Raw genomic sequence first — 19,066 nt, 5'->3', positions numbered from 1 at the left:
ATCAGAGCGAGTCGTCCTGCCGCTCGACGAGCTGCCAGCCCTCCTGCCTGCGAAAGACATAGGTCAGCTGCAGATCGGTGTCCGGCTTCACCAGCCGCAGCACCGCCCGCTGCTCGCCGCGTTCCAGCCAGCGCGCCTCGAGGCCCAGCGTGGCGCGTTCGCTGCGGGTCGGCATCACCGGGAAGTGCAGCGCGGCGCCGGACAGCATCTGGGTGACGGGACGCGGCTCGGGCTCCGCGGTGTTGTCGACAGACTGGTCCCGCAGCGGCTGCGCGGTGAAGGCACGCTGCACGGCGACATCGTCGATGAAGGCCTTGAGGAAGGCGTCGAGATCGGTCGACGGGCAGGCCGGGTCGGCGGCGATGGCGGGGCCGGCACCGGCGATGCCGGTCGCGAGCAGCAGGGCAGGGAGCAGGCGGCGCATCAGCGGAAATCCTGGGTCAGGTGCCAGCAGCCATCGCGCGGCTCGAACAGATAGGCGCCGGGCTGGCCGTAAGTGCGGATCAGATCGCCATATTCCTCGTCCTCGCCGGGCGGCCCGTATTCGGCCTTCACATAGGCCACGCGATAGGCACCGCCGGGCTGCTCGGTGATGTCGAGCTTGAGGGATTCCAGCGCCTCGGACTGCCCGGCGTCGAAGCGATCGGCCGATTCGGCGTCGAAGAAGCTGTAGTCGATCATCGCGATCTTGAAGTCGCGATACTCGGCGCCCTTGAGCGTGCGCTGGACCTGCCCCGGCCGGGCAAGGCTGCGGATCTGCACCTCGGGTGCGGTGAGGGCGGCCCGCACGCCCTCGTTCTGGGCGAAATAGCCGAACATCAGGGAGAAGTCCTGCGCCTTGCAGGCATCCTTGGCCAGCTGCAGGATCTCGGCCTGGGACAGGGCCTGCGCCCCCGCCGGGCCGGCCGCCAAGGCCAAGGCCAGCGCAATCGTCGTTCGTCTCATCTCGCCGTTCTCTCCCCCCACGGAACCGCGGACAATCTTCAGCGCAAATGTGAAGAGATTATGGGTCTCGCGACGCCGGTCGCGGACGCTAGTCCCAGTCCACGACCTTGCCGGGGGTGAGTCCGTCCCCGGCCACGAGCCGGGCGAGGAGGCGGTCGGCGGCGGCATCGGGTGCCGGCTGGGCGCCGGAGGCCTCGCCCGGGAAGCCCTGCTCGCGCAGCCGGGTCGCCATCGGGCCAGGATGGAACAGCGCCACCCGCAGCTCCGTCTTCGCCGTCTCGGCCGCGTAGAGGCCGGCCAGGGTGTCGAGCCCGGCCTTGGCCACTGCGTAGGCGCTCCAATAGGCGATGCCGCTGCGGGCAATACGGTCGGTGACGAACACCGCGCGCGGCGCCTCGGCGGCGCGCAGCAGCGGGTCGACCGAGCGGATCAGCCGGTAATTGGCGTTCAGGTTGAGGTCGAGCACCCGGGCCCAAACCTTCTCGTCGCTGTAGGCGACCGGACCGAGATGGCCGAGCATCGCGGCGTTGGCGACCAGCAGGTCGAGCCTGCCGAAGCGCTGCGCCAGCGAGCCGCCGAGCAGGTCGATCTGCTCGAACTTCGACAGGTCCATCGGCACCAGCGTGGCGCTGCCGCCCGCGGATTTGATGGCGTCGTCGGTCTGCTCCAACCCGCCGACGGTGCGGGCGGCGCAGACGACGTGCGCGCCGGCGGCGGCGAGCCGCACCGCGACCGCGGCGCCGAAGCCGCGCGACGCACCGGTGATGAGCGCGATCCGGCCTTCCAAAGGCCTCTTAGCCCCGGTCATCGGGTCAGACGCGCTCGGAGAGGGCGGAACTGCGGCGCGGCGCCGCCGCATGGTCGGTCAGCGGCGTCGGGTAGTCGCCGGTGAAGCAGGCGTCGCAGAACTGGCGGGCGTTGCCGGCCCGCTTCGGCGCGCCCATGGCGCGGTACAGCCCGTCGATCGAGATGAAGGCCAAGCTGTCGACGCCGATCAGCTCGGCCATCTGCGCGACCGAGTAGTTGTGCGCCAGCAGCTTCGACTTCTCCGGCGTGTCGACGCCGTAGAAGCAGGGGTTGGTGGTCGGCGGGCTGGAGATCCGCATATGGACCTCCTTGGCGCCGGCCGCACGCACCATCTTCACGATCTTCTGGCTGGTGGTGCCGCGCACGATCGAATCGTCGACCAGCACCACCCGGCGGCCCTCGATCATCGCCCGGTTGGCGTTGTGCTTCAGGCGCACGCCGAGATGGCGGATCTGGTCGGTCGGCTCGATGAAGGTGCGGCCGACATAGTGGTTGCGGATGATGCCGAGCTCGAACGGCACGCCGCTCTGGGCGGCGAAGCCGATGGCCGACGGCACGCCCGAATCCGGCACCGGGATGATGACGTCGGCCTCGACCGGCGATTCGACCGCCAGCTCGGCACCGATCCGCCGCCGCGCCTGGTAGACCGAGGAGCCCTCGACCACGCTGTCGGGGCGGGCGAAGTAGATGTACTCGAAGATGCAGAAGCGGCGCTCGGCCGGCTGGAACGGCTTGATGCTGGTCACGCCGTCGGCGCTCAGCACCACCATCTCGCCCGGCTCGACGTCGCGGACGAACTCGGCATCGATGATGTCCAGCGCGCAGGTCTCCGACGCCAGCACATGGCTGGTGCCGGACGCGGTCTCCAGCTTGCCCAGCACCATCGGGCGGAACCCCATCGGGTCGCGGATGCCGATGACATGCTCGGACGACAGGGCGATCAGCGAATAGGCACCCTCGACCTGGCGCATCGCTTCGACCAGCCGGTCGATCACGTTGCCGCCGCGGGCGGTCGCCATCAGGTGCAGGAACACCTCGGTATCCGAGGTCGACTGGAACAGGCAGCCGCGGCTGACCAGCTGGTGCCGCAGGCGTCCGGCATTGGTCAGGTTGCCGTTGTGCGAGATGGCGAAGCCGCCGAACTCGAAATCCGCGAACAGCGGCTGGACGTTGCGCAGCCCCGCGCCGCCGGTGGTGGCATAGCGGTCATGGCCGATCGCGGCATTGCCCTTGAGCTGGCCGACCACCGCCTGAGACGAGAAGGCGTCGCCGACCAGGCCGTTGGCGCGGTGGACGTAGAACTGCTCGCCGTCATGGGAGACGATGCCGCAGGCCTCCTGGCCGCGATGCTGCAGCGCGTGCAGCCCCAGCGCGGTCATCGCGGCGGCCTCGGGGTGCCCGATAATGCCGAAGATGCCGCACTCCTCACGGAGCGTGTCGCCGTAGAGGTCGAAGGGATCTGTCGTCAGCATGTGGCCGCGAGGGCTCCTGATCCTGGGCGCCATCGGCGCCAGTCGGCCCGGCGCCACTTACAACGTCTGGCGCCTATATAGTGTCAACCGCCACCGGTTGCACCCGCGTTCGACGGGGGGGCCGGATGCGTCTGCGTCGGGTGTGTCGGGGTGATGCCGGGCGGGGCCGGCGCCGGAGCGGGCGGCTGAGCCGGCTGAGGCTGGGTCGGTTGCGGCTGAGCGGGGGCCTTGTTCTGGTTCAGCAGGCTGCCGATCGGGTCGGCGATCTGCGGCGCCAGGGCCGGAGCCTCCTGCTTGGCTTTGTCGATCGCGCCGGCCAATGCCTCCTGCGGCACCAGGCTCTTCAGGTATTCGGCGCCGGCCTGCACCCAGGGCAGCATCCGGGCGTTCTCCAGCCAGGGCGGCCGCCGGGTCTCGGGGAACACCCAGGTCAGCAGCAGATAGGCCAGGCAGACCAGCACGGCGCCGCGGACCACGCCGAACACGAAGCCGAGCGAGCGGTCGACGGCGCTGAGCGCCGAGCCCTTCACCACCCGGGCGATCAGGTGGCTGATGGTGGAGAAGATCACCAGCGCCACGACGAAGATGGCGACCCCGGTCAGGATGTCGGCCAGCAGTTGCATCTCGATGTACTGGCGCAGATAGGGCCGGGCGTCGTTGAAGGTCCACAGCGTCACCAGCGCCGCGCCGAGCCAGCCGGCGATCGACAGCACCTCGGCCACGAAACCGCGCGCCAGCGCCAGGAAGGCGGAGATGGCGAGGATGATCAGGATCGCGATGTCGCCGGCGGCGATGGGAAGGCTATCCAGGATCGGTCTCCTCAAGACTCCTGCGGCGGCCTGCTGACGCGCCGCGCCCGTCGGTGCTGAACAGGGCCACCAGCTCCTCCAGCCGGGCGATGCTGCGCCGTTCGATCGGCGATGCCTCACGGCTGGCGGCGCGGCCCCGCTTCGGGTGACCTTGTGGCACGATCGCGGCGGCGAATCCAAGCTTCGCCGCTTCCTTCAGCCGTGCGTCACCCTGGCCCACGGCGCGGATCTCGCCGGACAGGCCGATCTCGCCGAACACCACCGTGTCGCGCGGTACCGGCACGCCGGTGAGGGAGGACAGCAGGGCGGCCGCCACCGCCAGGTCGGCCGCCGGCTCGGCGATGCGCAGGCCGCCGGCGACGTTGAGGTAGACGTCGTTCATGCCGATGGCGACGCCGCAGCGCGCCTCCAGTACCGCCAGCACCATGGCCAGCCGGGCGCTGTCCCAGCCGACCACGGCGCGGCGCGGGGTGCCGAGCGACGAGGGCGCGACCAGGGCCTGGATCTCGACCAGCACCGGCCGGGTGCCTTCGAGCCCGGCGAAGACGGCGGCGCCGGAGACATCGCCGCTGCGGTCGGCCAGGAACAGCTCGGACGGGTTGCTCACCTCGGCCAGGCCGACATCCGTCATCTCGAACACGCCGATCTCGTCGGTGGCGCCGAAGCGGTTCTTCACCGCGCGCAGGATGCGGAACTGGTGGCCGCGCTCGCCCTCGAAATACAGCACGGTGTCGACCATGTGCTCGAGCACGCGTGGGCCGGCGATGGCGCCGTCCTTGGTGACATGGCCGACGATCAGCAGCGCCGTGCCGCGGCGCTTGGCATGGCGGATCAGCTCGGCGGCGGAGGCGCGGACCTGGGCTACAGTGCCCGGCGCGCTCTCCAGCGCCTCCAGGAACATGGTCTGGATCGAATCGATCACCACGATCTTCGGCCCGTCCGGCCGGTCCATGGCGGCGATGATGTCACGGACGTTGGACGAGGCGGCGAGGCGGACCGGCGCGTCGGCCAGGCCCAGGCGCCGGGCCCGCATCCGGATCTGGTCGACCGCCTCCTCGCCCGAGACATAGGCGCATTCGATGCCGCCGGCCAGGCGGCACAGCACCTGCAGCAGCAGGGTCGACTTGCCGATGCCGGGATCGCCGCCGATCAGGATGGCCGAGCCGGCGACGATGCCGCCGCCGCAGACCCGATCGAACTCGTCATTGCCGCTGCGCCAGCGCGGCTCGTCGATCGTGGCGGCGGCCAGGTCGGTGAAGGCGACGGCGCGGCCGCCGCCGGCCTTGGCCCCGCCGAACGCCTTCGGCGCGGCCTCGACGACTTCCTCGACCAGGGTGTTCCACTCGCCGCAGGAATCGCAGCGCCCTGCCCAGCGCGAATAGCTGGCGCCGCAGTTCTGGCAGATGTAGCGGGTCGCGTTCTTCGCCATGGGCGAACCCTACGTCAGGAAACCCGGACCTGCATCTGGATTGGCCCGTCCGCGCGGCCGTGCACGAACTGGTCGACATAGGCGTTGCCGGAATCATCCACCTGCGCCGCCGGCCCGGCCCAGATGATCCGGCCTTCATAGATCATGGCGATGCGGTCGGCGATCTTGCGGGCGCTGGCCATGTCGTGCGTGATCGACAGGGTGGTGGCGCCCAAATCGCGGCGGCATTTCACGATCAGGTCGTTGATCACGTCGGCCATGATCGGGTCGAGGCCGGTGGTCGGCTCGTCGAAGAAGATGATCTCCGGCTCGGCCGCGATGGCGCGGGCCAGGCCGACGCGCTTTTGCATACCGCCCGACAGCTCGGCCGGATAGAGCGTGGCGACCTCGGGGCCGAGGCCGACCTGGGCCAGCTTGTCGACCGCGATCTCCTTGGCCCGCTTGCGGGATTCGCCGCGGCCCTGGATCAGGCCGAAGGCCACATTCTCCCAGACCTCCAGGCTGTCGAACAGGGCGGCGCCCTGGAACAGCATGCCGAAGCGCTTCATCAGGTCGACCCGGTCAGTGCCGGACAGCCGGATGGTGTCGGCGCCGTCGACCAGGATCCGGCCGCGATCCGGGCGGATCAGGCCCAGGATCGACTTCAGCAGCACCGACTTGCCGGTGCCGGAGCCGCCGATCACGACCAGGGATTCGCCGGACGCGATCTCCAGGTCGATGCCGCGCAGCACCTGCTTCGGGCCGAAGCCCTTGTGCACGCCTTCGATGCGGATCTTGGGGGTGGCGGGCGTCATGATACGAACAGACCGGTGATCACGAAATCGAGCAGCAGGATCAGGATCGACGAGGAGACCACCGCGTTGGTGGTGGCCGCGCCGACGCCCTGCGCGCCGCCGCGCGAATTGTAGCCGTGATAGCTGCCCATCAGCGCCACGACGAAGCCGAACACCGCGGCCTTGACCAGGCTGAGCACGATGTCCTCGACCTCGAGGGCCTGCCAGGTCGCCGCCATATAGGCCGAGGGATTGTCGCCCAGCCGGTAGACGCTGATCAGGAAGCCGCCGAACACGCCGATGATGTTGGCCACGATCACCAGGCAGGGCAGCATCAGCAGGCCGGCGATAAGCCGTGGCGCCACCAGGTATTTGTACGGGTTGGTCGACAGGGTGCTGAGGGCGTCGATCTGTTCGGTCACCCGCATGGTGCCGATCTCGGCGGCCATGGAGGCGCCGATGCGGCCGGCAACCATCAGCCCGGCCAGGACCGGCCCCAGCTCGCGCACCACCGACAACAGGACGACGCTGGCGCCGAATCCTCCAGCGCCGAAGCGGGCGAAGCCCGCCTGGGTCTGCAGCGCCAGCACCATGCCGGTGAACAGCGCCGTCAGCCCGACCACCGGCAGCGAGTAGTAGCCGATATCGACGATCTGGCGCAGGTACAGCCGAGGATACAAAGGCGGCCGCAGGCACTGCGCCAGCGCGGTCCCGGCGAACAGGGCGATGCGGCCGACGGCGGCCAGGAAGGCGAGGAAGGTGCGGCCGATCGCGGCGAGGAAGTTCATTCGGCCCCGCCGAGATAGCGCCGTGCATAGCGCCGGCCGAGGCGGGTCAGGATCTCGTAGCCAATGGTGCCGGCGCTCTCGCCCAACTGGTCGGGCGGCAGCTCCGGGCCGATGATCTCGGCCAGCGCGCCGGGCGTGACCAGCGGTTCGGGAATGTGGGTCACGTCCACCGTGATCAGATCCATCGAGATGCGGCCGGTGATCGGCGCGGTGAAGCCTGCGATGCGCACGGCGCCGCGACCACTCGCCGCTCGCGGAACCCCGTCGGCATAGCCCACGGCGATCGTCGCGAGCCTGGCCGGACCCTCCACGCGGTGGGCGGCACCGTATCCAACGGTCATGGGGGTGTCAACGCGGCGGATCTGCAGGATCCGGGCCTCGAGCCGCACCACATCGGCCATCGGATTCGGCCGCCCCGGCGTGGGGTTGATACCGTACAGCGCGGCGCCCGGGCGGGTCAGGTCGCCATGGAAGTCCGAGCCGAGGAAGATGCCGGAGGAGTTGGCGATGCTGACCGGCGCCTGCGGCAGCGGCGTCACAGCCCGGCGGAAGCGGTCGAGCTGGGCCCGACTCATCGGGCTTTGCGTTTCCTCGGCGCAGGCGAGGTGGGTCATCCAGGTGATCGGACCGATGCCGTCGAGGACGCTCAGGTCGGCGGCCAGCCGCTCCTGGTCCTCCGGCATCAGGCCGAGCCGGTTCATGCCGCTGTCGAGATGGACGAAGCCGGGCAGGGCGGAGCCGAGGGTCCTGGCGTGGCCGGCCCAGGCGGCGATCTCCCCCGGATCGTTCAAGGCCGGGATCAGATCGTGGGCCGTGTAGTCGGCCGCCAAGCCCGGCAACAGGCCGTTGAGGACGATGATGCGGGGAGCGGGTTCTGTGTTGCCTCTCCCGCTTGCGGGAGAGGTCGGAGACGCGTTAGCGGCTCCGGGTGAGGGTTCTTCTTCGAGGCCCGGGCCAGCCCTCACCCGGTCGTCCTGCGGACGCCCGACCTCTCCCGCCAGGCGGGAGAGGCGACGCGAACTGGTGAGTGCTGCTCGGAGTGCGATCCCCTCTTCGAGATGGGCGACGAAGAAGCTGCGGGCGCCAGCGGCGAACAGGGCCCGGCCGACCGGGGCTGCGCCCAGGCCGTAGGCATCGGCCTTGAGCACGGCACCGCATTCCGCCGGGCCGCCCAGCGCCTGGAGCCGGCGCCAGTTCCCGGCGATGGCGTCGAGGTCGATGGTCAGCAGGGCGCCGGCCCGGCCGAGCGCGACCTCACTGGTCATCGAAGCTGGGATCGGACTGCAAGTTGGAGAACTTGGTGTACTGGCCTTCGAAATGCAGCCGCCTTGTGCCGGTCGGGCCGTGGCGCTGCTTGGCGACGATGACCTCGGCCACGTTGTGCACCCGGTCCATCGCCGCCATCCAGTCCTGGTGCTCCGGCGTGCCCTCGGGCGGCTCGCCCTTCGACAGGTAATAGGCCTCGCGATAGACGAACATGACGACGTCGGCGTCCTGCTCGATCGAGCCGGATTCGCGCAGGTCCGACAGCTGCGGCCGCTTGTCCTCGCGGTTCTCGACCTGGCGCGACAGCTGGGACAGGGCGATCACCGGGATGCTGAGGTCCTTGGCCAGGATCTTCAGGCCGCGGGTGATCTCGGAGATCTCCTGCACCCGGTTCTCGTTCTTCTTGGTTGACCCGGCGCTCATCAGCTGGATGTAGTCGACCACCAGCATGCCGAGATTATGCTGCCGCTTCAGGCGCATGGCGCGCGTTCTTAAGGTACTGATCGAAACGCCGGCGGTGTCGTCGATGAAGAACGGCGTCTGCCGAATCAGGTTTGCCGCCTCGACCACGCGCGGGAAGTCGGACCGCTTCATGTCGCCCTTGCGGATCCGTTCCGAGGCGATCTCGGCGACCTCGGACAGGATACGGACGGCGAGCTGATCGGCCGACATTTCCATCGAGAAGAAGCCGACCACGGCACCTTCCTTGCCGTTCTTGCGCAGATAGGCGGTGGCGGCGTTGAAGGCCATGTTGGTGGCCAGCGCCGTCTTGCCCATGCCCGGCCGGCCGGCCAGGACGATCAGGTCCGAGGGCTGCATGCCGCCCATCATCTTGTCGATCTCGGCCAGGCCGGTGGTCACGCCGGTTAGCGGCGTGTCGCGCTCCAGCGCCTTGCCGGCGGCGTCGACCGCGCGCGCCAGGACGTCGCCGAAGGGCTCGAAATCCTTGCGCAGCACGCCCGAGCTGGACAGCCGGTACAGCTTCTCCTCGCCCTCCTGGATCTGGGCCGGGCCGTCCATCTCGTTTTCGAGCTTGTAGGCGTCGTTGACGATCTCCTCGCCGGCGAGGATCAACTGGCGCCGCAGCGACAGGTCGTAGATCGTCTGGGCGTAGTCCTCGGCGTTCATCACCGAGACGACGCTGGCCGCCAAGTCGGTCAGGTACTGGGCGCCGCCGACGCCCTCCAGCTCGTTGTCGGTCTCGAAATACTGCTTCAGGCTGATCGGGTCGGCGATCCGGTTCTGCTCCGCGAGTCGCAGCGCCGCGCCATAGATCCGACCATGCGCCGGGACATAGAAATGCTCCGGCCGCAGGAAGTCCGATGCCTTCTCCAGCGCGGCGTTGTTGGCCAGGATGGCGCCGAGCAGTGCCTGTTCGGCCTCCTCGTTCGCCGGCATGCGCCGGTATGTCGGGCTCGCCGTCTGGTCGGCGCTGTGAACGAGGGTGAGGGGGGATTCGGGGCGGAACTTCTCCATCGGCCCAACCTACCGCAGCCGGGCATGGCACCGCCATAACCACCGAGACCTTCCGCTGTGGATAGCGGGATCAAATGTGGACGGATCTGTGGGCAACAGGATTAAAGTTGATAGATCAAGGACTTGCTGGCTTGGTAGCAGCAGGCGAAAGGGCCGTCTTCTGACGCATTGCGGCGCCGTCCATGATGACCTGCGCGAGGCTGTCGTAATCGCCGTCGAAATGGTGCCCGCCGGTGGTCTTGATCACCTCGGCGCCGGCCATGGCGGGGGTTGGGCAGACGGTGTCGTCCTCCTCCTCGCCGTAGAAGCACTGGATCCGGGCCGGGTCGATCGACTTCAGCTCCGGCGCCACCGGCGGCGCGTCGTCATCGGCGCTGACGCCGAGCCAGCCGGTGACCCGGATCTCGAAATCAGTCCGCTCGGCCAGGCCCAGCAGACTGATCTGGTCGACCTTCGCCTTCTCCGTCGCCGGCAGCCGGTTGTAGGCGAAGGGCAGGATATTGGCGCCGAAGGAATAGCCGACCAGGATCACGCGCTGGGCGCCCCAGGCCTTGCCGTAATGGTCGATGATATGGGCCAGGTCCTTGGCCGTCTGTTCCGGCGTCTGCTGGCTCCAGAAATAGCGCAGGCTGTCGACGCCGACGACGGAAACCCCTTTGCTCTGAAGAGCTTCGCCGATGGTCTTGTCGAGATCCTGCCAACCGCCATCGCCGGAATAGATGATCGCCAGGGTGGGCGAGGGGCCGGACGCCTGCAACTCCTCCAGCGGCAGGCTGCTGACGGCGGAGGCGTCGGCATCCGCCGGCGCGTCCTGATGCAGCATCGCCACGACCTGGTCGGCCAGCGGCGCATCCTGCGGCAGGGTCACCACCTCGCCGCCCGAGGCCGCGGCAAGGTCGCTCGCGGCCGCATCCGGCTGCTGCAGGCCGATGCGCCACCAGCCGGGGATGTGCGGCTGCGGCCCATAGGTGAAGCCGCCGCCCGGGGCCGCCGTCGCCACCGGCGTGTCGGCCGGGCCGGAGCACAGCGGCAGCTTGGTCTTCAGCGGCGGCAGCGAGCCGATGCTGGCGCCGCCCGCGATCGTGGTCTTGGCCGCCGCCTGGGCCACCGCGCCATAGGCCACGGTCGCGCCCTCGCCCCGCCCGACGACGACCGGGGCGTGGTAGGCGGCGAATTTGAACTCGCGCTCGAGCCGCTGGCTCAGATCCTCGAAATCGCCGGCCGGGGAGTGGCAGTCCTCGTCGTCGCTGTGCTCCAGCCCGTCGAGATAGCTCTTAAGGTCGACGCCGACGACGAAGGCGCCGCTGCCCTGCAACTGCTGCGCCGCCGCGTCGAACTCCGGAGTCCAGCCGGTATCGTCCGACAGCAGGAACACCATGGAGCCCGGCTGCCCCTCCGGCTGCCACAGCCGGACCGAGCCGAGGGTGCCGCCGTCATAGCTGCGCGTCGGCGCGGCCGAGGCGCGCTGGTCGGGGATCAGCCAGGCCGCGGCGGCCAGGGCGACCCCGGCCGTCACCGCCAGCCCGGCGGCGACCAGCCAGGAGGTCCGTTTCATCGTGCCACCAGCCCCTTGATCCCGCCGCCGATCAGCGCCGCGATGTCCGAGATGGCCAGGGCCGGGGCCAGGCCGCTCGGCGTCGCCAGGTAGCGCGGCTCCCACACCGGGTCGTATTTCTGCTTGAAGGTGCGCAGCCCCTCGAAGTTGTAGAAGCGCGCGCCGCTGCGGTAGACGAAGCGGCCGATGCGGTGCCACAGCGGGGCCAGCGGGTGGCTCTCCAGCCCCGACAGCGGCGCCATGCCGAGACTCAGCGTCTCATAGCCCTGATTCTTGAAATGCACGATCAGCTTCGTGATCAGGAACTCCATCACCAGCTTGGAGTTCGCCTCGGTATGGCGCATCAGGTCGATGGCGACCTCGCTCTTCTCGTCGGTCACCATCAGCGTGGCGAAGGCCACCAGCCGGCCGTTCTCGCGCACCAGGGCCGTGGGCGAGCCGTGGACGTAGTCGGGGATGAAGGCGCCGAGCGAGAACCGCTTTTCCTTTGCCGCCTGCTTGTGCAGCCAGTCGTCGGAGACGGCGGCGAGCTCGCTGATCAGCCCCACGCCGGAGCCGGCCGGAACCATCTCGAAGGTCAGCCCGTCCTTCTCGCCGCGCGACAGCGCGTAGCGCAGCGCCTTCTTGCGGCTGCCACCCTCCAGCGTGAAGGCGCGCAGCGGCACCCGCGCCTCCTCGCCCAGCTTCGACAGGGTCATGCCGGTGTCGAGATAGAGCGGCAGGGTCTCGGCCCGGACGCCGTAATAGGCCGGGCGGCCGCTGGTGGCCTCGGTCATCTCGCGGAAGCGCCAGATCAGCTCCGGCCAGTCCTCGCGCGCGCCGACCGGATCGCCCAGCGCGGCCCAGGTCCGGCCCTGGATGGCGTACATCAGGAAGGCGCGGCCGCTGTCCGAGAACAGCAGCGCCTTGTCGCCCATGCGCACCAGGTTGGCCTCGGCGCGGGGCTGCTGCCGCAGGATCTGCTCGGCCTGGTGTAGCTCGGCCTCGGTCGGCGCCGTCATCCGGCCGTGATGGGCCCGGACCAGGTGCCACAGGCCGTACAGCGTGGCCAGCAGGCTGACCGCGACCATGGCGCGCAGGGCGCGCGACGCTTCCTCATGGACCTCGAAGGTCCACCACAGGTCGTTGGCATAGGCGACGTGGCGGAAGGAGAAGAAGGTCAGCCAGGCCATGCCGCCGACGACGCCGCCGACCGCGACCAGCCAGCCCGGGGTCATCGGCTGGTCGAACAGGGCGGAGCGGCGCCAGAACTCCTCCCGGCAGGGCAGCATGATGACCAGGCACAGCAGCAGCAGCAGCGCCTCGCGCCAGGCGAAGCCCTTGCCCAAGGCCAGCACGGCGCTGACCGCGAGCAGCAGCAGGGTCAGCCAATAAGCCGCGATCAGCCGCCGGAACAGGCCCCAGGCGACGACCAGCAGCGCCAGACCGGTCACAGCGGCCAGGATGTGCGACAGCTCGACCACGGCGATCGGCAGATCTTCCAGGATCTCGATGCGGCTCTTCAGCGTCGGCGTGGCGGCCGAGATCAGCAGCAGTGTGCCGACGACGAAGATCAGCGCCGCCATCACCGACGGCATCAGCCGGCCGGCGACGTCGAGTGTCAGCCGGGTCGGGGCGTGGCTCTGCAGCCGGCGCAGCCCGCGTGCCGTCTCGGCGCTGGCGAGGATGCTGACGGCCAGGATCACCGGGATCAGGAAGTAGACCGCGCGGTAGACCACCAGCGCCGCGGCGATGGCCTGCGGCGGCAGCACCGAGCCGAGGCCGAGCAGCATTACCGATTCGAACACGCCGACGCCCCCCGGCACGTGGCTGAGGATGCCGGCCACGGTGGCGACGACGAACACGACGAAGAAGGCGCCGAACGGCACGCTGCCATGCGGCAGCAGGACCCAGAAGGCGAAGCCGGCGAACAGCAGCTCGACCGTCGAGATCACCAGCTGGCCGGCGGCGATGCCGAAGCTGGGCAGCGGGACCCGGCCCAGGAAGGGCTGGCCGGGCCGGCGAAGGGCGCAGAGCAGCAGGAACAAAGCGGCGCCGGCCAGGACGATGCCGGCCACGGCGGTGCTCCAGCCGCTGTGGATGCCGAGCGCGCGGGTCAGCAGATGCGGCTGCAGCAGCATCCCCGCGGCGCCGACGGTGGCGATGCCGAAGCCGAAGGCGAGGGCGCAGAAGCCGGCGACCTTGGCGATGTCTCCGAACTCCAGCCCGGTCGCGGTGTAGACCCGGTAGCGCACCGAGCTGGCGGTGATCAGGCCGCCGATGGTGTTGCCGACGGCGTAGCCGCAGAAGCTGGCCAGCGCCATGGTCCGCAGCGGCACCCGGGCGCCGACATAGCGCAGCGCCGACCAGTCATAGCCCATCAGGGCGATGAAGCTGCCGATCGTGCCCATGAGGGCCAAGCCGACCGAGGTCCAGGGCAAGGCGCGGATGCGGGCGATCAGGTCGTGCCAGCTCATCGTCGCCAGCTCCTGCCGGATCGCATAGGCGGCGCCGGCGAACAGCAGCAGGGTGACGATGGTCAGCAGGGCCGGCTTCAGGCGCTGGTGCATGGGTCGAAGGGTCAGGCCGCCGGTGACGGCGGCCGCGTCGGCAGTCGGAATGGAAACCGCCTGCGGCTGTGCCGTGGACATGGAGGGGAACTCGATTGGACCGGATCGGCCGGACGCTAATCCCGCCCAGGCTCCGGATCACGTTAAGAGTTTGCAACCTGTTGTTCAGGTTGGGCGGGTGGCGCTCCCCAACAAAAAAAAGCGCGGACCCGAAGGTCCGCGCCTTTTCGATACAGAACGAACCGGGCTGGTTAGGCCGGCTCGCCCTCGGTGGTCTCGGCTTCGGCCTCGGCGAAGGCGGCCTCGGCAGCGGCTTCAGCCGCCGCTTCTTCCTCTTCGAGGACCGAGGCGACGACCATGCCGCCGCGCTGACGCTGCATCTCGGCCTCTTCGGCCGAGCGGGCGACGTTCACGGTAACGATGACGCTGACCTCGGGGTGCAGCCGGATCCGGATCTTCTCCAGGCCCAGGGTCTTGATCGGCTGCTCGATCGCGACCTGGCCGCGAGAGACGGTGTAGCCCGCCTCGGTCAGGGCTTCGGCGATGTCACGAGCCGACACCGAGCCGTAGAGCTGGCCGGTGTCGCCGGCCTGGCGGATGATGACGATCTGCACATCGTCCATCCGGCCCGCGACCTTCTCGGCCTCGGCCTTGGCCTCGAGGTTGTTGGCCTCGATCTGAATCCGCTGCTTCTCGAACACGGCCAGGTTGGCCTTGGTCGCGCGCAGCGCCTTCTTCTGAGGCAGGAGGTAGTTGCGGGCGAAGCCGGGCTTCACCTTCACCACGTCGCCGATCTGGCCGAGTTTCTCGACCCGCTCCAGCAGGATGATTTCCATGGCTGATCCTCCCCTTACTTCACGATGTAGGGCAGGAGGCCGAGGAAGCGCGCGCGCTTGATGGCGCGGGCCAGCTCACGCTGCTTCTTGGCCGAGACCGCGGTGATGCGGCTCGGGACGATCTTGCCGCGCTCGGAGATGAACCGGCCCAGCAGCTTGGTGTCCTTGTAGTCGATCTTCGGCGCGTTGGCGCCGGAGAACGGGCAGGTCTTCCGGCGGCGGAAGAACGGACGGCGTGCACCCATCGCGCTCATGCCTGGGCTCCTTCACCTTCGGCCTGTTCACGCGGGGCACCGAAGCCGCGATCCCGGCGCTCGCCACGATCACGATCGCCGCGGGGGCCATCGCGGTCGCCACGGCCATCGCGGTCGCGACCGTCACGGTCCCGGCCGGCCCGGCTCTGCATCATCGCCGAGGGGCCTTCCTCGAGAGCGTCCATGCGCAGCGTCAGGGTGCGCAGCACGTCCTCATTGATGCCCATGAGGCGCTCCATCTCGGCCACGGCGGCCGCGGGAGCGTCGATGTTCAGCAGGACGTAGTGGCCCTTGCGGTTCTTCTTGATCCGATAGGCGAAGCTCTTCAGGCCCCAATACTCGGTCTTGGTGACCTTGCCGCCATTCTCGGTGAGGATGGTGGAGAAGCCCTCGGTCAGGGCCTCCACCTGCGCGGCGGACACGTCCTGCCGCGCGATGTACACGCATTCGTAAAGTGGCATTGTGACTCCTTATGGCTGTTCCCGACATGGCGCTGCGCGGGGACCGCCAGCCGCCCATGTCAAAGCCGGCCGCTATGCCAAGCGACCGGCAAGGAGCATCGACGAAGCCGCGCACTATACTCGGGAACGCCCGAAGATCAAGCGCGATCGGAACCCGATATCGCCGATCAGGCTTGACTTGCTATGGCGAGGCTCTAAGACCAGCGCCCTCATTGTGATGCGGGGATCGCCGCCATGGCGCGCGCTTTCGTGTTTCCGGGACAGGGCAGCCAGGCTGTCGGCATGGGCAAGGCGCTGGCCGAGCGTTCGGCCGCCGCACGCGAGGTTTTCGCCGAGGTCGATGCGGCCCTGGGCCAGAAGCTGTCCGAGCTGATGTTCGACGGCGACATCGAAACGCTGACGCTGACCGAGAACGCCCAGCCGGCGCTGATGGCGGCCTCGGTCGCCGCGGCGCGCACGGTGGCGGAGCGGTCGGGCAAGTCGCTCGCCGATCTCGCCGGTTTCGTCGCTGGCCACAGCCTGGGCGAGTATTCGGCCCTGGCCGCGGCCGGCGCGGTCAGCGTCGCCGATGCGGCCCGGCTGCTGCGCCTGCGCGGCCGGTCGATGCAGAAGGCCGTGCCGGTCGGGATCGGCGCCATGGCGGCGCTGCTGGGCCTCGACCTGGACCAGGCGCGCGACGTCGCCGCCCGCGCCTCGACCGCGGATTCGATCTGCAGTGCGGCCAACGACAACGCGCCGGGCCAGGTCGTGGTCAGCGGCCACAAGGAAGCGGTGGAACGGGCGATGGCGCTGGCGGCCGAGCTCGGCGCCAAGCGCAGCATCCTGCTGCCGGTCAGCGCGCCCTTCCATTGTCCGCTGATGGCGCCGGCGGCCGAGGCGATGCGCGCGGCGCTGGCCGAGGTCGAGATCAAGGCGCCGGCCGTGCCGGTGGTGGCCAACGTCACTGCTGCCCCGGTCACCACGCCGGACGAGATCCGCCGCCTGCTGGTCGAGCAGGTGACCGGCACCGTGCGCTGGCGCGAGTGCGTGCTTTACATGAAATCCGCGGGCGTGCAGGAACTGGTCGAGCTCGGGGCCGGCAAGGTGCTGGCCGGCCTCGCCAAGCGCATCGATCGCGACCTCGCCGCGGTGTCGCTGCAGACGCCGGAGGAGATCGACGCCTGGATCGCATCGGCCGGCGCCTGAAGCACAGGGCCGCAGCACAGGGGATAGAAAGCATGTTCGATCTGAACGGCAAGTCGGCGCTGGTCACCGGCGCTTCGGGCGACATCGGCCGCGCCATCGCGACCCTGCTGCACGCCCAGGGTGCCACCGTGGCGCTGTCAGGCACCAAGGTCGAGAAGCTGGAGGCGCTGGCCCGTGAGCTGGGCGAGCGCGCCCATGTGACCCCGGGCGACCTGTCGAGCGCCGAAGGCGCCGAATCGGTGGCCAAGGCGGCCGAGGCTGCGACCGGCGGCATCGACATCCTGGTCAACAATGCCGGCCTGACCCGTGACGGCCTGGCGATGCGGATGAAGGACGATGATTTCGAGACCGTCCTCGACGTCAACCTGGTGTCCGGTTTCCGCCTGGCGCGCGCGGCCCTGCGCGGCATGATGAAGAAGCGCTGGGGCCGGATCGTGTCGATCACCTCGATCGTCGGCCATACCGGCAACCCCGGCCAGGTGAACTACGCGGCGTCCAAGGCCGGCCTGACCGGCATGACCAAGGCGCTGGCGCAGGAGGTTGCGAGCCGCGGCATCACCGTCAACTGTGTCGCCCCGGGCTTCGTCACCAGCGCCATGACCGAGGCGCTGAACGACGAGCAGAAGGCGCGGATCTCGGCCACCATCCCGATGGCGCGGATGGGCGACCCGGCCGAGATCGCCGCGGCGGTCCTCTATCTCGCCAGCAGCGAGGCGGCCTATGTCACCGGCCAGACCATCCATGTGAATGGCGGAATGGCGATGGTTTGACGTCGCCGGGCTGGACATGGCCAGATGCTTGGCCATGTTCGATCAGGTGTGTTATGTGACCGCGGGTTACGGGGCGGTCACTCGTGCGGGGGTTCAGCACTGCGGAATTCAGCCCCGTTCCGCTCTCTTGAAAGGTAGAACGAATGAGCGACATCGCCGAGCGCGTTAAGAAGATTGTCGTCGAGCATCTCGGCGTCGAAGAAGGCAAGGTCACCGAGTCGGCCAGCTTCATCGACGATCTGGGCGCCGACAGCCTCGACACCGTCGAGCTGGTCATGGCGTTCGAAGAGGAGTTCGGCTGCGAGATTCCGGACGACGCGGCCGAGAAGATCCTGACGGTGAAGGACGCGATCCAGTTCATCGAAGCGCATTCGGCCGGCTGATCGCTGGCCCGTGCCACACGTTCCGCCGCAGAACCGGATGAAATGATGCGACGTGTCGTAATCACCGGCATGGGGATGGTCACGCCTCTCGGTGCCGGTGTGAAGACCAATTGGGATCGCCTGATCGCCGGCCAGTCCGGCATCGGGGCGATCTCGACCTTCGAAGTCTCGGATCTGCCGGCGCGGATCGCGGGCATGGTGCCGCGCGGCACCGGCCCGGGTGATTTTGACGTCGACAGCGCGGTCCCGCCCAAGGACCAGCGCAAGAACGACGTCTTCATCCATTATGCGATCGCCGCGGCCAACGAGGCGATCGTGAATTCCGGATGGCAGCCCCCGGATGACGAGGCGCGCGAGCGCACCGGCGTCATGATCGGCTCGGGCATCGGCGGCCTGCAATGGATCGCCGAGGGGTCGCTGACCCTGGAGGAGAAGGGGCCCCGGCGGATCTCCCCCTTCTTCATCCCGGCGGCGCTGATCAACCTGGCCTCCGGCCAAGTCTCGATCCAGCACGGCTTCCGCGGCCCGAACCATGCCGTGGTCACGGCCTGCTCGACCGGCGCGCACGCGATCGGCGACGCGACGCGCCTGATCATGTGGGACGATGCCGACGTCATGGTGGCGGGCGGGGCGGAGGCGGCGGTGTGCCGGCTCGGGCTCGCCGGCTTCGCCGCGGCCCGGGCGTTGTCCACCGGCTACAACGAGACACCCGACCGGGCTTCGCGCCCCTATGACAAGGGCCGCGACGGCTTCGTCATGGGCGAGGGCGCCGGCGTGGTCGTGCTCGAGGAGCTGGAGCACGCCAAGGCGCGCGGCGCCACGATCTATGCCGAGGTGGTGGGCTACGGCCTGTCCGGCGACGCCCATCACATCACCGCCCCGCCGGAAGACGGCAATGGCGGCTTCCGGGCGATGTCGGCGGCGCTGAAGCGTGCCGGCCTGACTCCGTCGGACATCGACTACGTCAATGCCCACGGCACCTCGACGCCGCTCGGCGACGAGATCGAGCTCGGCGCGGTCAAGCGCCTGTTCGGCAACGCCATCGAGACCGTGTCGATGTCCTCGACCAAGTCGGCGATCGGGCATCTGCTCGGCGCGGCCGGCGCGGTCGAGGCGATCTATTCGGTGCTGGCGATCAACCACGATGTTGTGCCGCCGACGCTGAACCTCGAGGACCCGTCGGACAGCTGCCTCGGCGTCGACCTTGTGCCGAAGCAGGCCAAGGAGCGGCCGGTGCGCGCCGCGCTGTCGAACAGCTTCGGCTTCGGCGGGACCAACGCGTCGCTGGTCTTCCGCGAGTATCTCTGA

Annotated in this window: 19 protein-coding genes; 4 read left to right on the top strand and 15 right to left on the bottom strand. The window is 69.2% G+C overall.

The genetic code is table 11. The features are described 5' to 3' along the window. Position 1: 1 nt before the first annotated feature. From QFZ27_RS26620 to rpsF, 15 genes are all read right to left on the bottom strand, one after another. Entirely contained in the window at positions 2 to 424 is a 423-nt protein-coding gene (locus QFZ27_RS26620) for a hypothetical protein (RefSeq protein WP_429229479.1), read from the bottom strand. Next, the gene (locus QFZ27_RS26615; protein WP_429229478.1) at positions 424 to 945 is read right to left on the bottom strand and encodes a hypothetical protein; all 522 of its coding nucleotides are present in this window, start codon (positions 943 to 945) and stop codon (positions 424 to 426) included. The genes QFZ27_RS26620 and QFZ27_RS26615 overlap by 1 nt, the downstream gene beginning before the upstream one ends. Positions 946 to 1,033: 88 nt before the next feature. After that, positions 1,034 to 1,753 carry an SDR family NAD(P)-dependent oxidoreductase gene (locus tag QFZ27_RS26610; protein WP_429229477.1) on the bottom strand — a complete coding sequence of 240 codons (720 nt, stop codon included), beginning with the start codon at positions 1,751 to 1,753 and terminating at the stop codon, positions 1,034 to 1,036. A gap of 4 nt (positions 1,754 to 1,757) precedes the next feature. Continuing rightward, a complete protein-coding gene (purF, locus tag QFZ27_RS26605) occupies positions 1,758 to 3,224 on the bottom strand; it encodes an amidophosphoribosyltransferase (protein WP_429229476.1) in 1,467 nt (488 codons plus the stop codon). A gap of 83 nt (positions 3,225 to 3,307) precedes the next feature. Then, positions 3,308 to 4,048, bottom strand: a complete 741-nt coding sequence (locus QFZ27_RS26600) for a CvpA family protein (RefSeq protein WP_429229475.1) — start codon at positions 4,046 to 4,048, stop codon at positions 3,308 to 3,310. Continuing rightward, positions 4,026 to 5,462, bottom strand: coding sequence for a DNA repair protein RadA (gene radA / locus QFZ27_RS26595; RefSeq protein WP_429229474.1), 1,437 nt, complete (start codon positions 5,460 to 5,462; stop codon positions 4,026 to 4,028). The genes QFZ27_RS26600 and radA overlap by 23 nt, the downstream gene beginning before the upstream one ends. Before the next feature lie 14 nt (positions 5,463 to 5,476). Continuing rightward, positions 5,477 to 6,256, bottom strand: coding sequence for an ABC transporter ATP-binding protein (locus QFZ27_RS26590; protein WP_429229473.1), 780 nt, complete (start codon positions 6,254 to 6,256; stop codon positions 5,477 to 5,479). Further along, a complete protein-coding gene (locus QFZ27_RS26585; RefSeq protein ID WP_429229472.1) occupies positions 6,253 to 7,023 on the bottom strand; it encodes an MlaE family ABC transporter permease in 771 nt (256 codons plus the stop codon). The genes QFZ27_RS26590 and QFZ27_RS26585 overlap by 4 nt, the downstream gene beginning before the upstream one ends. Then, on the bottom strand, positions 7,020 to 8,288 hold the full coding sequence (locus QFZ27_RS26580; protein WP_429229471.1) for an alanine racemase: 1,269 nt from the start codon (positions 8,286 to 8,288) through the stop codon (positions 7,020 to 7,022). The genes QFZ27_RS26585 and QFZ27_RS26580 overlap by 4 nt, the downstream gene beginning before the upstream one ends. Then, a complete protein-coding gene (locus tag QFZ27_RS26575; RefSeq protein ID WP_429229470.1) occupies positions 8,278 to 9,765 on the bottom strand; it encodes a replicative DNA helicase in 1,488 nt (495 codons plus the stop codon). Before QFZ27_RS26575 ends, QFZ27_RS26580 begins: the two co-directional genes overlap by 11 nt. 115 nt (positions 9,766 to 9,880) lie before the next feature. Next, positions 9,881 to 11,320 carry a virulence factor family protein gene (locus tag QFZ27_RS26570; protein ID WP_429229469.1) on the bottom strand — a complete coding sequence of 480 codons (1,440 nt, stop codon included), beginning with the start codon at positions 11,318 to 11,320 and terminating at the stop codon, positions 9,881 to 9,883. After that, complete coding sequence (gene mprF / locus QFZ27_RS26565) at positions 11,317 to 13,950, bottom strand: bifunctional lysylphosphatidylglycerol flippase/synthetase MprF (protein ID WP_429229468.1); 2,634 nt, start codon at positions 13,948 to 13,950, stop codon at positions 11,317 to 11,319. The genes QFZ27_RS26570 and mprF overlap by 4 nt, the downstream gene beginning before the upstream one ends. A gap of 170 nt (positions 13,951 to 14,120) precedes the next feature. Beyond that, a complete protein-coding gene (gene rplI / locus QFZ27_RS26560; protein ID WP_429229467.1) occupies positions 14,121 to 14,705 on the bottom strand; it encodes a 50S ribosomal protein L9 in 585 nt (194 codons plus the stop codon). Positions 14,706 to 14,719: 14 nt separating this feature from the next. Next, complete coding sequence (gene rpsR, locus QFZ27_RS26555) at positions 14,720 to 14,950, bottom strand: 30S ribosomal protein S18 (RefSeq protein ID WP_306770208.1); 231 nt, start codon at positions 14,948 to 14,950, stop codon at positions 14,720 to 14,722. A 5-nt stretch (positions 14,951 to 14,955) separates the two neighbouring features. Beyond that, positions 14,956 to 15,420 carry a 30S ribosomal protein S6 gene (gene rpsF / locus QFZ27_RS26550; protein WP_429229466.1) on the bottom strand — a complete coding sequence of 155 codons (465 nt, stop codon included), beginning with the start codon at positions 15,418 to 15,420 and terminating at the stop codon, positions 14,956 to 14,958. A 234-nt stretch (positions 15,421 to 15,654) separates the two neighbouring features. Here rpsF and fabD point away from each other — a divergent pair, with 234 nt between their 5' ends. The 4 genes from fabD (at position 15,655) to fabF (ending at position 19,066) form a co-directional block, all read left to right on the top strand. After that, a complete protein-coding gene (gene fabD / locus QFZ27_RS26545; RefSeq protein ID WP_429229465.1) occupies positions 15,655 to 16,605 on the top strand; it encodes an ACP S-malonyltransferase in 951 nt (316 codons plus the stop codon). A 32-nt stretch (positions 16,606 to 16,637) separates the two neighbouring features. Further along, positions 16,638 to 17,375, top strand: coding sequence for a 3-oxoacyl-[acyl-carrier-protein] reductase (fabG, locus tag QFZ27_RS26540; RefSeq protein ID WP_429229464.1), 738 nt, complete (start codon positions 16,638 to 16,640; stop codon positions 17,373 to 17,375). 143 nt (positions 17,376 to 17,518) lie between these two features. Further along, on the top strand, positions 17,519 to 17,758 hold the full coding sequence (locus QFZ27_RS26535; RefSeq protein ID WP_034844540.1) for an acyl carrier protein: 240 nt from the start codon (positions 17,519 to 17,521) through the stop codon (positions 17,756 to 17,758). Between the two features lie 45 nt (positions 17,759 to 17,803). Next, positions 17,804 to 19,066 (top strand): beta-ketoacyl-ACP synthase II, encoded by a 1,263-nt coding sequence (gene fabF, locus QFZ27_RS26530; protein WP_429229463.1) that lies wholly within the window; start codon positions 17,804 to 17,806, stop codon positions 19,064 to 19,066.

This window comes from Inquilinus ginsengisoli (genome assembly GCF_050434925.1).
GTDB classification, from domain to species: domain Bacteria; phylum Pseudomonadota; class Alphaproteobacteria; order DSM-16000; family Inquilinaceae; genus Inquilinus; species Inquilinus ginsengisoli_B.
The sequence above is the reverse complement of the archived record's forward strand: the minus strand, read 5'-3'. Positions and strand labels throughout refer to the sequence as shown.

Coding starts and splice junctions, on each gene's coding strand:
- QFZ27_RS26610 (WP_429229477.1), bottom strand. CDS start 1,753: ATGACCGGGGCTAAGAGGCCTTTGGAAGGCCGGATCGCGCTCATCACC.
- mprF (WP_429229468.1), bottom strand. CDS start 13,950: ATGTCCACGGCACAGCCGCAGGCGGTTTCCATTCCGACTGCCGACGCG.
- QFZ27_RS26535 (WP_034844540.1), top strand. CDS start 17,519: ATGAGCGACATCGCCGAGCGCGTTAAGAAGATTGTCGTCGAGCATCTC.
- rplI (WP_429229467.1), bottom strand. CDS start 14,705: ATGGAAATCATCCTGCTGGAGCGGGTCGAGAAACTCGGCCAGATCGGC.
- QFZ27_RS26590 (WP_429229473.1), bottom strand. CDS start 6,256: ATGACGCCCGCCACCCCCAAGATCCGCATCGAAGGCGTGCACAAGGGC.
- QFZ27_RS26580 (WP_429229471.1), bottom strand. CDS start 8,288: ATGACCAGTGAGGTCGCGCTCGGCCGGGCCGGCGCCCTGCTGACCATC.
- QFZ27_RS26570 (WP_429229469.1), bottom strand. CDS start 11,320: ATGAAACGGACCTCCTGGCTGGTCGCCGCCGGGCTGGCGGTGACGGCC.
- QFZ27_RS26620 (WP_429229479.1), bottom strand. CDS start 424: ATGCGCCGCCTGCTCCCTGCCCTGCTGCTCGCGACCGGCATCGCCGGT.
- purF (WP_429229476.1), bottom strand. CDS start 3,224: ATGCTGACGACAGATCCCTTCGACCTCTACGGCGACACGCTCCGTGAG.
- rpsR (WP_306770208.1), bottom strand. CDS start 14,950: ATGGGTGCACGCCGTCCGTTCTTCCGCCGCCGGAAGACCTGCCCGTTC.
- rpsF (WP_429229466.1), bottom strand. CDS start 15,420: ATGCCACTTTACGAATGCGTGTACATCGCGCGGCAGGACGTGTCCGCC.
- QFZ27_RS26575 (WP_429229470.1), bottom strand. CDS start 9,765: ATGGAGAAGTTCCGCCCCGAATCCCCCCTCACCCTCGTTCACAGCGCC.
- radA (WP_429229474.1), bottom strand. CDS start 5,462: ATGGCGAAGAACGCGACCCGCTACATCTGCCAGAACTGCGGCGCCAGC.
- fabD (WP_429229465.1), top strand. CDS start 15,655: ATGGCGCGCGCTTTCGTGTTTCCGGGACAGGGCAGCCAGGCTGTCGGC.
- fabF (WP_429229463.1), top strand. CDS start 17,804: ATGCGACGTGTCGTAATCACCGGCATGGGGATGGTCACGCCTCTCGGT.
- QFZ27_RS26615 (WP_429229478.1), bottom strand. CDS start 945: ATGAGACGAACGACGATTGCGCTGGCCTTGGCCTTGGCGGCCGGCCCG.
- QFZ27_RS26585 (WP_429229472.1), bottom strand. CDS start 7,023: ATGAACTTCCTCGCCGCGATCGGCCGCACCTTCCTCGCCTTCCTGGCC.
- fabG (WP_429229464.1), top strand. CDS start 16,638: ATGTTCGATCTGAACGGCAAGTCGGCGCTGGTCACCGGCGCTTCGGGC.